Below are 14968 nucleotides of genomic sequence, written 5' to 3'. Positions count from 1 at the left end.
AAAGGTTTAGCAAAGGCTTTTAACGCCCTTTAAACTCCGGCGCGCGGCGCTCAACCATCGCCATCGCGCCCTCCTTTGCGTCCTGTGAGTGAAACAGATGCGGTAGATAACCGTGGATATTGGCCAGCGCTGATTTTGCGCCATTACGGCTGGCATCTTGCGCAGAGGATAGCAGCCCTTGTACGCCAAGTGGTGCGGCTGTGCAAATCTCTTTGGCAATCGTTAGCGCGCGCTGATATTCCTCACCATTTGGCACAACTTCACTGACTAGGTTCAGTTTATCGGCCGTTTGTGCGTCAAAGTTTTTACCGGTAAGCAGATACGGCATGGCTTTTTGCCAGCCCGCCGCCGCGACAAAGCGTACCGTCGCCCCGCCAAAAGGCATGATACCGCGCTGCACCTCCATCTGTGCAAAGTTGCTATTGTCACTTACTATCACCACATCACTATTGAGCATTAACTCAATCCCAGCGGTAAAGCAGGTGCCTTGTATCGCCACCACCACTGGTTTGCTGCGCAATTTGCCACCTATGCCCCATGGGTCGATTTCGTCATCGTTAAATTCAAACGCACCTTTGTCCCATTTATCTTGCAGCTCCATCAGATCAAGGCCAGCGGTAAAGTGCTCGCCATGGGCAAATATCAGCGCACAGCGTAAGTTATCATCGTTCTCATAGCGGGTAAGTGCTTGGGAGAGCTGTTTGATCATATGACTATCAAAGGCATTGCGTTTGTCGGCGCGATTGAGGCCGATGAGACAAATGTAGCCATCGGTCTCATAAGTGATGCGATTGTCTGTGCTGCTATTGCTTTGTGTGGCCATGATCTTGTCCCTTTTATTGATCTAGCGAGTGTGCTTTTAATATAGACACCCTATCGCCATTACACAAGTGGCCGTACTAAACGCCTTACAAAATGAATAGCAGTTGACCGTGATTCTAATAACTGCCACCATCATGAGACTGTCGACAAACATGACAATTTACGAGTATCTTATGGAATTTTGGCACGGCTTTTTACTGATCACCAGCGTTCACTTACTGGCGGCTGCCTCTCCTGGCCCTGACTTTGTCTTGGTCTCACAGCAGACATTGTCTAAGGGACGACGCACTGGATTGATTTGTAGTCTCGGTATCACCCTAGGGCTTGCGGTACACATTACCTACTCTGTATTAGGATTGGCAACGGTGATTGCCCATTCGCAGCCACTACTCACCGCTATCAAGTGGCTTGGCGGTGCTTATCTGATTTATCTCGGTTGGCAAGGGATTGGGGCTAAGCCTGCCTCCGATTTAGCCATAAACGTTCCACAGCAGAGACCTATCCAGCATCCAACGCAAGACGTCTTCAAAGACGACTCAACCCTCGCTACCTTGCGCCGCGGCTTTTTTTGTAATGTGTTTAATCCCAAAGCGCCGGTGTATTTTGTCGCGATATTTACCTTGGTATTGTCGCCTGATATCCCGCTGTGGCAGTTATCGATTTATGGTGTTTGGATGATGGTGCTACAGATGGCGTGGTTTAGCACTGTGGTGATGTTATTGTCCATTCCTGCTATTCTCAAGCGTTTTGGCCGCGTGGAGCATTGGATAGATCGCATCTTAGGCAGCGCGATGATCGCCTTGGGACTAAACCTGATTTTACGCAGCCGATAACACATTTGTTATCCTCGAAATCTGCTAAACTGGTCGATTATATCCAAACATCAAAGCCACTGACTATGACCAGCACCCCTGCAAACTCTAAACATAAAAACCGCTCGCCTGCGACCGCCAAAAAACTTGGCAAGCTACATCCGCGCAACCCGCATCAGGGTCGCTACGACTTTGCTGTACTGACCCGCGCGCTACCTGCGCTCGCCGACCATACCATCAGCAACCCCAATGGCGAGCCGACGATTAATTTTTCTGATGCCAAAGCCGTACGCGTGCTCAATCAAGCACTGCTCGCGCATTATTATGGTGTGAAGTTTTGGGATATTCCTGAAGGCTACTTATGCCCACCTATCCCAGGTCGCGCCGATTATATTCACTATATCGCCGACTTACTTGCGCAAACCACGCATAGTAACGACGACCAAACACCGCCCATGGGTAAAGAGGTACATGCGCTCGATATCGGCACTGGTGCCAGCGCCATCTATCCCATCATCGGTAGCCAAAGCTACGGCTGGCGCTTTACCGCAAGCGACATCGATCCGGTTTCTGTCAATACCGCCAGCGTGATTTGTCAGGCCAATCCCAAGCTCAAAGGTGCGATCAAGGTTAAGCTGCAACCTGAGCCAAACTATATCTTTAAAAACATCATTGGTCGGCAGGACTACTTTGATGTGGTGGTATGCAACCCGCCTTTTCATGCTTCATTAGACGAAGCGATGCAAGCCAATAGCCGCAAGCAGCACAACTTGCAGCGCCATCGCGGCAAAAACGAAAGCGCGCAAATCAGTCGCCACTCCACCAAGTCAGGCAATGCCGCGCAAAACCTCAACTTTGGCGGTCAACATAAAGAGCTATGGTCTGAGGGTGGCGAGATTGCTTTTTTGAGTAATATGATAAGAGAAAGCCAACAGTTTGCTGCGCATGTAGGCTGGTTTACCAGTTTGGTCTCAAAATCCGAAAACGTAAAACCGCTACAACTACTGCTAAAACAGCTGGGTGTGGCACAGATGCGTATTATCGAGATGAGCCAAGGGCAAAAAAACACGCGGGTCTTAGCTTGGCGTTTTGATACTGACGAAGCGTAATTATTGCTAAAACGTAATGCTAACGTTTCACGTGAAACAAAAAACCGCTTTGGCTATCAAAGCGGTTTTTTTTAATCTATTTAGATGGCCATATCGATTTAACTGGGGGCATGCTCTAGCCAACAAACATGACCTTTAAGCCGATGAGTATAAGTACAAACCCGCCGAGCGCTTCTGCTTTGTCCTCAAGATAGGTACCTGATTTTTTACCAAGACAGATACCAAACGCACTAAAAACAGCCGTGACAATCGCAATGATTACACACGCTAACCACGCATTAAGAGCGAGCAAGTTTAAGGTAAAACCAGCAGCCATCGCATCGATACTGGTGGCAATCGCGAGGGTAAACATGGTGCGATGACTGATGTTTTTCTTTCGGCTATCGTTTATAGCAGCCGCTTCATTACTTACTCGCAGCCCCTTATCTACAGTCTCACCCTCATCTGCTAAGAATACTTCATAGAGCATCTTGCTACCCAGTCCGATAAGAATAAATCCACCGATCCAAGGCGCAGCAGTGGCGAGCCAACCTAACAGTGCCGCGCCTAATAAATAGCCGATAAATGGCATCACGCCTTGCGCAATACCAAAATATAACGCAGCATAAATAGCCAAACGCAAGGTATAGCGTGGGTTTTGTTGTTGGGATTTAGCGCCCAGTCCTATCGACACCGCAAAAGCATCCATCGCTAGCGCAATAGCGAGTAACAGTACTTCGATCATTTGATGTCCATTAATTAGAATTGCCAGCTTATGACAATTTACTTGCGAAAGTTTCACGTGAAACAAACTTATTATTAAAAAAATACCGCAATGTGTATCAAAGCGGTATTTTCTATATCTTACGCGGTGGCTAATGCCTAAATATCAAGATTAGACACTGTAAGCGCGTTTTCCTCGATAAACACGCGGCGTGGCTCGACATGATCGCCCATCAAGCAGGTAAACATATGATCGGCTGCGATGGCATCTTCGATAGTGACACGTAGCATACGGCGATTTTCAGGGTCCATCGTCGTATCCCATAACTGGTCGGCGTTCATCTCGCCCAGTCCTTTATAACGCTGGATGGCCAAGCCGCGACGGGCATCTAGCATCATTTGCTGCCAGAGGTAATCAAAATCGCGGATAGGAATATCCTTGGTGGTGCCACTACCCGCTTCGCGGCGAATAAAGGCGCTATCTTCTAACAAAGTATTCCACTCCGCTGATAAACGCAGCAGCTTGCTATACTCGCTCGAATTGATAAAGCTGGCATCAAGCAAATAATGATGCGCCAGCTGATGCACATACACCGTGATACGCGGTAGCCACTGGGCCTTGGTCGACAAGGCATCGCTATCAACCGCTTCGCTCTCATCAGCAGTCAATGCGGGGGTCATACCCAGCAGATCAGCGGCAGCAGCGTCCATATTTTCTGGTTGCGGCTCATGGATATTGACCAGCTCAATCTCAGGGCTTAACTCACTACCGAACTGCTCAAGCTGCGCCTGCATAGCGTCTTTCCACGCCTGCATGGCTGACTTATCATACGTCATATCCGTATTTAGCTTAGGCGTGTGCGTCAAAACATCCAAAATCACTGCAGGGAAACGTATCTGCAAACGTGCCTTAATCAGCTGCGTTTGGTTATAGTCATTTAGTAACGTCTCAAGCGCCTGACCCGTGATAGCAGGCGCATCGGCACTGATATGCAGCTTGGTATTATCGATCGTCGATGACAATAAATAAGCTTTGAGCGCTTCATCGTCCTTTAGATACAGCTCTTGGCGACCTTTTTTGACTTTGTACAATGGCGGCTGAGCGATATAAATATAACCGCGCTCAATCAGCTCTGGCGTTTGACGGAAAAAGAACGTCAGCAGTAGCGTGCGAATGTGTGAGCCATCGACGTCGGCATCGGTCATGATGATGATTTTGTGATAGCGCACCTTGTCAGGGTTGTACTCATCAGGGCCAATACCGCAGCCAAGCGCGGTAATCAAGTTGCCTACTTCAGCAGATGACAGCATTTTATCAAAACGCGCGCGCTCCACGTTCAAGATCTTACCCTTGAGTGGCAAGATAGCCTGAGTTTTGCGGCTACGGCCTTGCTTAGCGCTACCGCCCGCAGAGTCACCCTCCACGATGTATAGCTCTGATAGCGACGGATCTTTTTCTTGGCAGTCTGCCAGTTTACCGGGCAGACCAGCGATATCTAACGTGGTCTTGCGTCGCGTCATCTCACGTGCCTTGCGGGCGGCATCACGAGCTCTAGCGGCATCGATGATTTTATTGGCAATCGCTTTAGCCGCAGTTGGGTTTTCAAGCAAATAATCATTAAACTTATCATGCATCGCCGACTCGACTGCTGACTTGACTTCGCTCGATACCAGCTTATCTTTGGTCTGGCTAGAGAATTTTGGATCAGGCACCTTCACAGAGACAATTGCACTTAACCCTTCTCGTGCATCATCACCGCTGACCGCAACTTTCTCTTTTTTAAACAGGTTTTCGCGATCCATATAGCTGTTTAGACCACGCGTGAGCGCTGAGCGAAACCCTGATAAGTGCGTACCGCCATCACGCTGCGGGATGTTATTGGTAAAGCACAGTACTTTTTCGTTATAGGTATCCGTCCATTGCAGCGCCACTTCGACCGCGATACCGTCGTCTTGCTCACTGGTAAAATGAAAAACCTCGTTGATGCCTTCTTTACCTGCGTTGATATAGCTGACAAACTCTGACAAGCCGCCTTTGTGCTCGAACTCATGACGCTTGTCGATACGCTCATCAGTCAAGACAATGCGCACCCCTGAGTTAAGAAAAGACAGCTCGCGTAAGCGTTTGGCTAAAATGTCGTATTCAAACACCGTACCGGTAAATACATCACTGCTAGGATAAAAACGAATTTGCGTACCCGTTTTATCGGTGGCTTCTAGTTGCTCGATATCGGCATCAGGCACACCATCGGTATATGTCTGATGGTAATGATAGCCTTCACGCCAGATATTCATCTCCAGCTTTTTTGATAAAGCGTTGACGACTGAAACGCCGACACCATGCAAGCCGCCTGAGACTTTATAGCTGTTGTCATCGAACTTACCACCAGCGTGTAGTACCGTCATGATCACCTGAGCGGCCGACACGCCTTCTTCTGGGTGGATGTCAACAGGCACGCCGCGCCCGTTGTCCATGATACTGACCGACTCATCTTCATGAATGATAATATCAATCTGATCACAATGCCCCGCCAGCGCCTCATCGATAGAGTTATCCACTACCTCAAAGACCATATGGTGCAAGCCTGTGCCATCATCGGTATCACCAATATACATGCCAGGACGTACGCGCACCGCCTCTAGGCCGCGAAGTACACGAATATCTTTGGAGCTATAGTCTGAAGGCACTCCTTCCGCTGCAGCAGTCGTTGCGGCAACGCTGCCGACTGTCAGTTGCTCGTGGTCGTTAGGTAATGAATCACTCATGTGCATTCCTTAATCTAGCCATCATCAGCCGTTTGCCATTGACCCATCACTACGATGAAGCCGCATGACATCATGTCAAATCCAATCTGGAGAGTTAACACCAGTAGCGCTATGTCGTGAGCCAAAGTACGAGTCGCCAGTACCTTATAAAAGCTTTCTTACTTTAAGCCAAGCTTAAAACCCATGTTTTATTTTCTTGCTATTAACTTCTGCTCTTTTATGTCTTATCAAAGCTAAAGAAGTAAATAAAACATGTTTATTATCATGAACTTAAAGACAGTTAGAAACTTCAAAACCACTACGTAACGCTACAAAACAACTTGCTGAGAACAGGACAAAAATAAAGCCCTATTTTAGCATTTTTTTGCCTCTAAGTCACTGTTTACTGGTCGTTTTATTGCTTTGGACAGTCGTATTAGGATGGACGGTATTTTAATAAAACCTATGGCATGTCCTCATTTCAAAATGATCATAAAAATGAGATAAAGTGCCGTTGAGTATGATAATCAAATCAGAAAAACAAAGCAGATGATATAGTCAAACTCATTGCGGCTGTTTGACAAGATTTAGCGCTATTAGAAAGGCAAAACCTGCCCTTGTTTCACATGAAACATCATAGGGTTTGCCCATAAACCGTTGACCATAGGCGTGATATCAGCGGTCAGGCTGCTCATAAACACCTGACAAGGCAGTTTGGCTAACGTAGATAATAATATCTCTATCGCTCTCTCATCCAGCTCGGCGGTGATATCATCAAGTAGTACCACTGGTGTGGCGGTGAGCACCCTTTCGTTTTCATTGGTATTTGCTTGTGTCGTGGCATCCGTCTGCAACAATAAAGGCAATTGTGATAAACGTAGCGCGGTGATGAGTAGCTTTTTTTCGCCGCGAGACAAGACGTTTGCCGCTTGCTCTTTTAGTATCGGTATGGTGTCAGCGACTACCTGCTTGCTGCCCGAGCCAGCAGGTAGCTTGTCAGGTGGCATGGTATCGTTGGCTGCTAGGGCATCATTAGAGCGCCAATGGACATGGATATCAGCGCGATGATTGCCGATACGGGTATAACCCAACTGCAAGTCTTGCTCTAAGCGCTCACCAAGTTGCACCTCTAGCGCCACATCGGTATCGTAACCTGCATGGTAGCTTAGACTCAGCTGCTCGGCGTAACTCGGCAACAGCTGAGCGATGCTGTCGGCAAAGAAGGGCTGCCACTTTGTAAACACGTGCTGACGATAATGGTGAATAAGCGCGGCATGATTGCCAAGCCCTTTATCCCAAGACCTCAACTCAGCAAGCTGTACGTGCGTTAAATGCTTACTTTTTTTTAATAAACTATTGCGCTGTTTTAGCAGGCGCTGATATGCCAGCCACTGCGGGTGGAATCCTTGTTTCATGTGAAACACTAGCCAGTCTAACAACTGGCGACGACTGGCGCTGCCCTGCTCTAGCATGTCCATACTAGAAGGATCAATCAATAGTGTCGGTAGTTGCTCAGTCAAGATGCTTTGATTATAGACAGTGCTTTGATTGAGCCGCAGCAGCGTTGTGGCATCGGCTTGCTTTTGGATCGCTAACGTATTGCCATCGCTCAAGCGCGCATGAACGGTGGCAGTGTGTTGATGATGCTGAATGTAACGTTTAGGCTGATGATGGCGAAAGCTTTTGCCTCTGGACAACAAAAATATGGCTTCAAGCAACGAGGTTTTGCCGCTGCCATTAGCACCAATCATCACATTACAGGCGGCAGTGTGCAAATTGACCTGCGTAAGATTACGCAAATTTGAGATTTGTAGACGTTCAATCATGATAACGACAGCCGCCTATTAAAAACGCTTAAACTAGCAGATAAACGTTTGGTAAAAGAAGTGTTTGAAAATTCATTTGAGTCGAAAGCTTAGAGTTTACTAAGGCCTGTTTTTGATCTAAATTGGCAAAAAACAGCCTGAGTAATACTGTTAAAACCACGTGCACGTCGTTTTTAGTGGGGATAGACTGCGAACACTAAATACGCATTGGCATAATCACATACTGATGAAACTCATCACCTAGCTGATTGACCAACACCGAGGCATTGGATTGACTCATATGCATTTGTACATCGCCTTGGATGACGCCCAATACATCTTGTAGATACGCGGCATTAAACGACAGCTCCATCGGCTCACCTTGATATTTCGCCTGAATTACCTCGACCGCTTCGTCTTGCTCAGCGTTGTTGGCGCGTACCTCGACCATACCGTCGGTGGCAAAATTAAAAACCACACCGCGAGATTTTTCATTACTCAAAATCGCCACACGGCGCAGTACTTCTGTCATTTTTTCTTGATTAAACAGCGCCAACTTATCCGTATTGCTCGGCATGACGCGGCGGTAATCAGGAAATTTCCCATCGATCAGGCGCGCGGTAAAAGTCACTACCAGATCATCACTGACCTGCCCTGCACTATCCACCTCACCAAATGGCAAGCTGACTTGCAAAAATTCACGGCCAAAGCTTAGAGTGACAGGATTGTCTTTATCACCCAGCATTTTACCCAGCTCAGAGGCCAAGCGCTCAAGCTCAATGACCGCTTTGCGCGGCAAAATAGCTTGCATATTTAGGTCGCTGCTGACATCGATCACACTACGCGCCAATGCCAATCTGTGCCCATCGGTGGCCACCGTGGTCAGCTGCTGCTGAGAGACATCGAACAACATACCAGTCAGATAGTAGCGTACATCTTGGATAGCCATCGCAAACTGAGTCTTGTGAATCAGATCCGTCAGACGACTACGACTGATGATCAGTGGCGTGATGTTCTCTGGATTGCCTAGGCTTGGATAGTCTTCACTTGGCAAGGTGCCCAAAGTGAAGCGGCTTTTGCCGCTGGTCAGCAAACAGCGCTCGTTTTCTTGCGTGGTCAAATTGATCTGAGCTTGAGCTGGCAGCGATTTACAAATATCTTTTAACTTAGTGGCAGGCAACGTGGTCGTCCCTGCGGCAACACAAGCACCGGCAGGCAATTTCAATGTCGATGTCAGCTCGACCTCTAGGTCAGACGCCGTCAAGATCAGTTGCGACTCAGATAGCTGCAACTTAATATTGCCTAAAATGACCATGTTGTGGCGCTTATCAGCAGCTTTGGCGATCAAATTAATAGCTTTTAGTAACGACTCTCGATTAATCGATAATTGCATGCTTAGTTACTCTTATTTAAAGGATTCTTTTTTTACAAAAAACAAACTACAGTCAGTTCGAAATAAAATCGATACACTCATATGAACGTACAACTGGTACAAACTTTCCTTGCTTGCTGTATCTACGCTGACAGATGCTGGGCAAAATTATACCAGCTGCACTGTATCGCTTTTACAGTGAATCGACTATACAAATAGTGGCTTAATCATACCCTGTCTACTGACGATAATCTATAAAGCATACGTCTGCCTAGACATTGATAGAGTTAAACTAATTTAAAATAGGTGCTGTCCTACTGGTATTCATTTTTCTTGCGTGCTGTAACGATGCAGACAGAGGCTGCACAAAATAGATACCAGTAGCCTATGACATAAAATATGCCAATGTTATGTCGGGTTGACTATAGTATAAACCATATCATGGCGCTAAAACATAGTAAGACTGAGAGCTGCTAACCTGCTTGCAACATAAGGGCTAGCGTCTTGTAATCCTTATCAAACGCTGGGTCTGCTGCACGCAGCTCATTGACCTTATCACAAGCATGCATCACTGTCGTATGGTCACGGCCGCCAAACGACTGACCAATCTCTGGAAAACTATCACCCGTCAGCTCACGTGACAAAGCCATGGCTATCTGCCTCGGTCTTGCGATACTGCGAGTACGTTTGCGCCCCATAATGTCTTTTACCGTCACATCATAATATTCAGCGACGATTTTGCGGATGTTGTCCATATTGACTGCTTGTACACGCATGGCAACGATATCTTTTAGGGCATATTGCACCATCTCTAGTGTGATTTGCGCGCCAGTTAAGTTGGCATTGGCAAATACTTGGTTTAGGGCGCCCTCTAAACGCCTAACATTAGAGACGACGTTTTGCGCGATAAACAGCGCACACTCTTTAGGCAACGTCATCCCATAAGAAGCCGCTTTTTTCTGCAAAATCTGTACACGTGTATCAATCTCAGGCGGATCAACAGCCACCGTCAGCCCCCAAGAAAAGCGCGACCTAAAGCGCTCATCAAACTCTGTCATCTGTGAGGGATGTCTATCAGATGCCAAAATCAGCTGTTTATCACCACTTGTGAAGTCAGCAAATAACGTCAAAAACTCATTACTACTTTTTGTCTTTCCAGCCAATACGTGAATATCATCTACAATCAATAAATCTACTTTTTTTATTTTTTTCTTAAAATCTTCTATTTTATTATTTCTTAATGAATAAACTAATTGATTAATAAACTTTTCAGAAGTGAAATAATAAAAACTTTGATTATTTTTTAAATAGCGATGTGCAACAGAATGCATTAAATGTGTTTTTCCCAAACCAGAAGGCCCATATATAAATAAAGGATTATGCCGGTTTTTTGACTGACGTTTTCCAAGCTCATAACAGGCTTTATAAGCCAAATTGTTAGACTTACCAGTGACAAAGGTCTCAAAGGTGAAGTCAGGGTTGAGATAGCTAAGCGATTTTGCATCAGCAGAGCCAATTAATTCTGCCTGACGCGTATTGGTATCGATGTCAGCCTTTGCCATATGATGATGCGCGGTCTGAAAATTTTGGTCAGTAAGGGTAGGGGAGGGGATATCCTCTGCAAACAGAGAGCCTGACTGCGCTTGTGGGTTGTCTTCTACCTGACGACCAGCATTGTCTACACGCACCACCACTTCTTCGATACTGCCTTGGCTGTGCTTAGCTACCAACTGCTGAATATCTTGTAAATGATTTTTTTTGATGTAAGTTACAAAATAATCATTGGGCGCAAGAATAATTAAACTACTGGCCTCTTGATGCGCTGACAGTGGCCGTAACCACATGGTAAATACGTTGTCCTTGACGCTGTAACGCAAGTCATTTAGGCATTTATCCCAAATAGTGGCTGTATCTATCATGAAACCCATTACCTCGTTAATATCAAATCCCCAGCAAACTGACACCAGAGGCAAGCCTTTTGCTACTACCAGTATCAATATTTTTGCTCGCTTTTGATGATCAAATAAAAAGACAGCCACATGCTGTCTCTTGTCCGCCAAACAAGGTGATAATCTACCACAAATTGCCTGTGGATAACATCCTCTATTTTGGGGATAAGGCTGTGGATACTTTTGGGGGCAAGTAAAAACACTCAGTTATCCATAATCCATGCACAAGTTATCCACAAACTTACCCATAGTGCAAACAGATGATATAAAATAGAAATAACAAGTTAACCACAGAAAAAACTGTGCCCAATAACAACAATATCTATATATATTAATAATTAATTATTATGGAGTTGGCAAAAAACTGTGGATAACTAAACGATTTTGAGACCCTTGAATATCTGTTTGAATGGCAGTTACTACTGGATAAATTATGTTTAAGTATCTAAATTATTTGAGACGCACAGAGGTCTTTACCGGATTCAACGATAATTCCATAAAACAAATTAGTTTATTGACCAAAATAATAGGGAATGGTATAATCCTCCGCTATTACGAATTTAGTCCCATTATTTTGATAGGTGAGTTATGAAACGTACATTCCAACCAAGCGTGATCAAGCGTAAACGTACTCACGGTTTCCGTGCACGTATGGCAACTAAAAAAGGCCGTCAGGTCTTAGCCCGTCGCCGCGCTAAAGGACGTCATCGCCTTACTGTATAATCAGTAGATAGCGATAAGCATGGCCATATGTGCTTGTTGTGTTTCTATTAATTATAGATTGCGATAGTCAGTCTTCACAACTAACACATCGTCATATATTAAAAGCGCCTATATCGGCGCTTTTTTTGTCTCTATACTTTGCTTTGATATTTACGCTATTATTCTTGCTACCATCGTAAGCTCTCAAACTAGGTTGATTATGCCCCATACTGCTTTAGTGACCCCCAATGCTCGCTTTACCAAAGCGCAGCGCCTGCTCACGCCTACAGCGTTCAAAGAGGTGTTTGATGCGCCAGAGCGTAAACTTCATCAAAGCCATTTGATGGCGTTTGTACGTACTAACACGCATGGAGGTGCACGCGTAGGTATGGCGATCACCAAGCGCAAAGTACCCACGGCCGTGATGCGCAATCTAATCAAACGCCAAATACGTGAGCAGTTTCGTATCAAGTCTTTTAATCTAGAAAACAAAGATATTGTTTTTATAATAAAGAAACCTTTAAAAGGTTTAGATAATACAGAGTTAAAAAATCAAATAAATAATATTTTTAAAAAAATAGAAATAAAATAAAATGGGTTTTTTAATAAAAATAATAAATAATTTTTTTTACAAATTTATTTATTATTTCATTGTTTTTTACCAAAAGATAATAAGCCCTATCATACCGGCGCGCTGTCGTTATTATCCAACGTGCTCTAACTATGGCAAGCAGGCGTTGGCATGGCATGGCGGGTGGTCGGGTAGCTGGTTGTTATTAAAGCGCTTGAGTCGCTGTCACCCTTTAGGCGGACATGGCATTGATTTTGTGCCGTTACCGTTGTCTAGTTATCATTATCAATATTTATCCCCTGCTCGGCTTACTGCTCAAGGTTTGTATGTATTTAGAGACACCACAAGCTATGTTTCACGTTTAAACCATCTAATGAGCGTGCTCTGAGCAAACCTGCGCTTGGGTTGGCTGAGGAGAACGCTTTAGTTACCCACAAGTTATCCACACTCTTGTATCATTTAGAGCGGTTTTTTAGTAAAATGATGAACATTTTATGTGATTGACTACTGATATTGCCGCTTCAAACACGGGTGAATACTGTGCGGTGGTCATGATACATGCCTGATTTTTCATTCCCTAATTTTTTCAATCTAGGAAAGATTTATGCAAAAGATATTTCGGGTGATGATCATCATTGCGATGCTAATCACCGCTTATCTGCTGATTTTGGCATGGCGAGATGATTATGCCGATGCGCCAGCTGTAGATACGGTGCCAGAAACCATCACCTCAGTGGGTGCTGACATCCCGTCTACCACTGGTGCAGCAGGTGACATTCCAGTACAGACGATGCCTGTAGATGCGAGCGGCGTCACTGACGCGCCAGTGAAGGACGCAGGTCTAATCACAGTTACCACAGATCGCTATGATATAAAAATCAATCCAGAAGGCGGTGATATCGTCTATGCTGCGCTCAAACAGTATGATGCAACGCTCGATAGTGATAAGCCTTTTGTGTTATTAGAGAATAATAACAGTCGGGTATATGTGGCGCAGTCGGGTCTGATTGGCCAAGATGGTATCGACACAGCAGAAGGTCGCGCAGTTTATAGCCACACTGCCAATAACTATGTGATGGAAGCAGGCCAGCAGACGCTATCGGTACCGCTCACCTACAAAAAAGATGGCGTAACGATCACCAAGACCTTTACCTTTACCCAAGATAAATATCCGATCGATATCAGTTATCAAATCCAAAACGCTTCTAACAATGCGTGGCAAGGGCAAATGTTTGCGCAGCTCAAGCGTGATGACAGCAAAGATCCTGGTATGTCTGATAAAGGCGCGCTTAGCATGGCGACTTATCTAGGCGGTGCTTGGGGTACGCCTGACGACCCTTATAATAAGCTAAAGTTTGGTAAGTTCAACGACGGTGAGCTGACCACTACCAGTGACAAAGGCTGGGTGGGTATCGTACAGCATTACTTTGTTTCTGCTTGGACGCCTGATAACTTCACGGGTAAGTTCTTTAGCCGCGAGTCAGGTAACGACTACTTTATCGGCTTTAATAGTCAGCCTGTCAATGTCGCGCCAAATAAGCAAGTGACGCTCAATGCAACCTTGTACGCAGGGCCAAAAGTGCAGTCTGAGCTTAAAGAAGTCGCTGAGGGTTTAAATCAGACCGTTGACTATGGGTTACTGTGGCCAATATCTAAGATTTTATTTGCGATTCTTGATGGTATTCATAAAGTCATTGGCAACTGGGGTTGGTCCATTATTGTTCTGACGATTTTGGTGAAGATTGCTCTTATGTGGTTTTCGAATAAAAGTTACTACTCGATGGCGAAGATGCGTGCTATCGCCCCGAAACTGCAGGCCCTAAAAGAGGAGCATGGCGACGATCGCATGAAAATGTCGCAAGAGATGATGGCAATATATAAGGAAGAAAAAGTCAATCCGATGGCGGGTTGTTTGCCTATCTTGCTGCAAATGCCGATTTTCTTAGCCTTGTACTGGGTATTGGTTGAGAGTGTGGAGCTACGTCACGCGCCTTGGATTTTGTGGATTCAAGATCTGTCGGCGATGGATCCTTGGTTTATCCTACCGCTGCTAATGGGTGCCTCGATGTTTGTACAGCAGCAGCTCAATCCGCAGCCAGCTGATCCGATGCAAGCGAAGGTAATGAAATTTTTACCAATTATTTTTACCGCCTTTATGCTGTTCTTCCCAGCAGGTTTGGTACTTTACTGGACGGTGAACAACTTGTTTAGTATGACGCAGCAATATATCGTCAACAGAAAGGTTGAAGAAGAGCAAAAACGTCGTACCGCTAAGGTACTCGATTAAGTCACTTCACATTGTTACTTATTACTAAAAACCATCGCAGCGGCGGTGGTTTTTTTATTTATTAGTATTTTCAAATCACTTTGTCATACACC

The 14968-nt window shown here is 45.4% G+C and carries 12 protein-coding genes; 6 read left to right on the top strand and 6 right to left on the bottom strand.

Features of this window, described 5'->3' with window-relative positions:
- Nucleotides 1-19: 19 nt before the first annotated feature.
- Complete coding sequence (locus CAP50_RS00340) at nucleotides 20-823, bottom strand: crotonase/enoyl-CoA hydratase family protein (RefSeq protein WP_100748603.1); 804 nt, start codon at nucleotides 821-823, stop codon at nucleotides 20-22.
- Nucleotides 824-995: 172 nt separating this feature from the next.
- Between CAP50_RS00340 and CAP50_RS00335 the strand changes: the two genes are divergently transcribed.
- Together CAP50_RS00335 and rlmF are read left to right on the top strand one after the other, a co-directional pair.
- Nucleotides 996-1655: a LysE family translocator gene (locus tag CAP50_RS00335; RefSeq protein WP_100748602.1), complete on the top strand. Its 660-nt coding sequence runs from the start codon at nucleotides 996-998 to the stop codon at nucleotides 1653-1655.
- 65 nt (nucleotides 1656-1720) lie between these two features.
- Nucleotides 1721-2743 (top strand): 23S rRNA (adenine(1618)-N(6))-methyltransferase RlmF, encoded by a 1023-nt coding sequence (rlmF, locus tag CAP50_RS00330; RefSeq protein ID WP_100748601.1) that lies wholly within the window; start codon nucleotides 1721-1723, stop codon nucleotides 2741-2743.
- Between the two features lie 115 nt (nucleotides 2744-2858).
- On the opposite strand, the gene CAP50_RS00325 is transcribed toward rlmF, so the two are convergent.
- The 5 genes from CAP50_RS00325 to dnaA all read right to left on the bottom strand — a co-directional run bounded on the left by CAP50_RS00325 (nucleotide 2859) and on the right by dnaA (nucleotide 11286).
- On the bottom strand, nucleotides 2859-3467 hold the full coding sequence (locus tag CAP50_RS00325; protein WP_100748600.1) for a manganese efflux pump MntP: 609 nt from the start codon (nucleotides 3465-3467) through the stop codon (nucleotides 2859-2861).
- Between the two features lie 137 nt (nucleotides 3468-3604).
- On the bottom strand, nucleotides 3605-6211 hold the full coding sequence (gyrB, locus tag CAP50_RS00320; protein WP_100748599.1) for a DNA topoisomerase (ATP-hydrolyzing) subunit B: 2607 nt from the start codon (nucleotides 6209-6211) through the stop codon (nucleotides 3605-3607).
- 575 nt (nucleotides 6212-6786) lie between these two features.
- Nucleotides 6787-8016: a DNA replication/repair protein RecF gene (gene recF / locus CAP50_RS00315; RefSeq protein WP_100748598.1), complete on the bottom strand. Its 1230-nt coding sequence runs from the start codon at nucleotides 8014-8016 to the stop codon at nucleotides 6787-6789.
- A gap of 196 nt (nucleotides 8017-8212) precedes the next feature.
- Nucleotides 8213-9388 (bottom strand): DNA polymerase III subunit beta, encoded by a 1176-nt coding sequence (dnaN, locus tag CAP50_RS00310; RefSeq protein ID WP_075101301.1) that lies wholly within the window; start codon nucleotides 9386-9388, stop codon nucleotides 8213-8215.
- A gap of 452 nt (nucleotides 9389-9840) precedes the next feature.
- Nucleotides 9841-11286, bottom strand: coding sequence for a chromosomal replication initiator protein DnaA (gene dnaA, locus CAP50_RS00305; protein ID WP_075101426.1), 1446 nt, complete (start codon nucleotides 11284-11286; stop codon nucleotides 9841-9843).
- 618 nt (nucleotides 11287-11904) lie between these two features.
- On the opposite strand from dnaA, the gene rpmH reads away from it, so the two are divergent.
- The 4 genes from rpmH to yidC all read left to right on the top strand — a co-directional run bounded on the left by rpmH (nucleotide 11905) and on the right by yidC (nucleotide 14876).
- Nucleotides 11905-12039 carry a 50S ribosomal protein L34 gene (rpmH, locus tag CAP50_RS00300; protein ID WP_007394757.1) on the top strand — a complete coding sequence of 45 codons (135 nt, stop codon included), beginning with the start codon at nucleotides 11905-11907 and terminating at the stop codon, nucleotides 12037-12039.
- Between the two features lie 199 nt (nucleotides 12040-12238).
- Nucleotides 12239-12610: a ribonuclease P protein component gene (gene rnpA, locus CAP50_RS00295; RefSeq protein ID WP_100748597.1), complete on the top strand. Its 372-nt coding sequence runs from the start codon at nucleotides 12239-12241 to the stop codon at nucleotides 12608-12610.
- A 1-nt stretch (nucleotide 12611) separates the two neighbouring features.
- A complete protein-coding gene (gene yidD, locus CAP50_RS00290; RefSeq protein WP_100748596.1) occupies nucleotides 12612-12977 on the top strand; it encodes a membrane protein insertion efficiency factor YidD in 366 nt (121 codons plus the stop codon).
- A gap of 216 nt (nucleotides 12978-13193) precedes the next feature.
- Nucleotides 13194-14876: a membrane protein insertase YidC gene (gene yidC / locus CAP50_RS00285; RefSeq protein ID WP_100748595.1), complete on the top strand. Its 1683-nt coding sequence runs from the start codon at nucleotides 13194-13196 to the stop codon at nucleotides 14874-14876.
- The last annotated feature ends 92 nt before the right edge of the window (nucleotides 14877-14968 follow it).

Origin of the sequence: Psychrobacter sp. L7 (genome assembly GCF_002810365.1) — a bacterium.
Lineage (GTDB): Bacteria > Pseudomonadota > Gammaproteobacteria > Pseudomonadales > Moraxellaceae > Psychrobacter > Psychrobacter celer.
The sequence above is the reverse complement of the archived record's forward strand: the minus strand, read 5'-3'. Positions and strand labels throughout refer to the sequence as shown.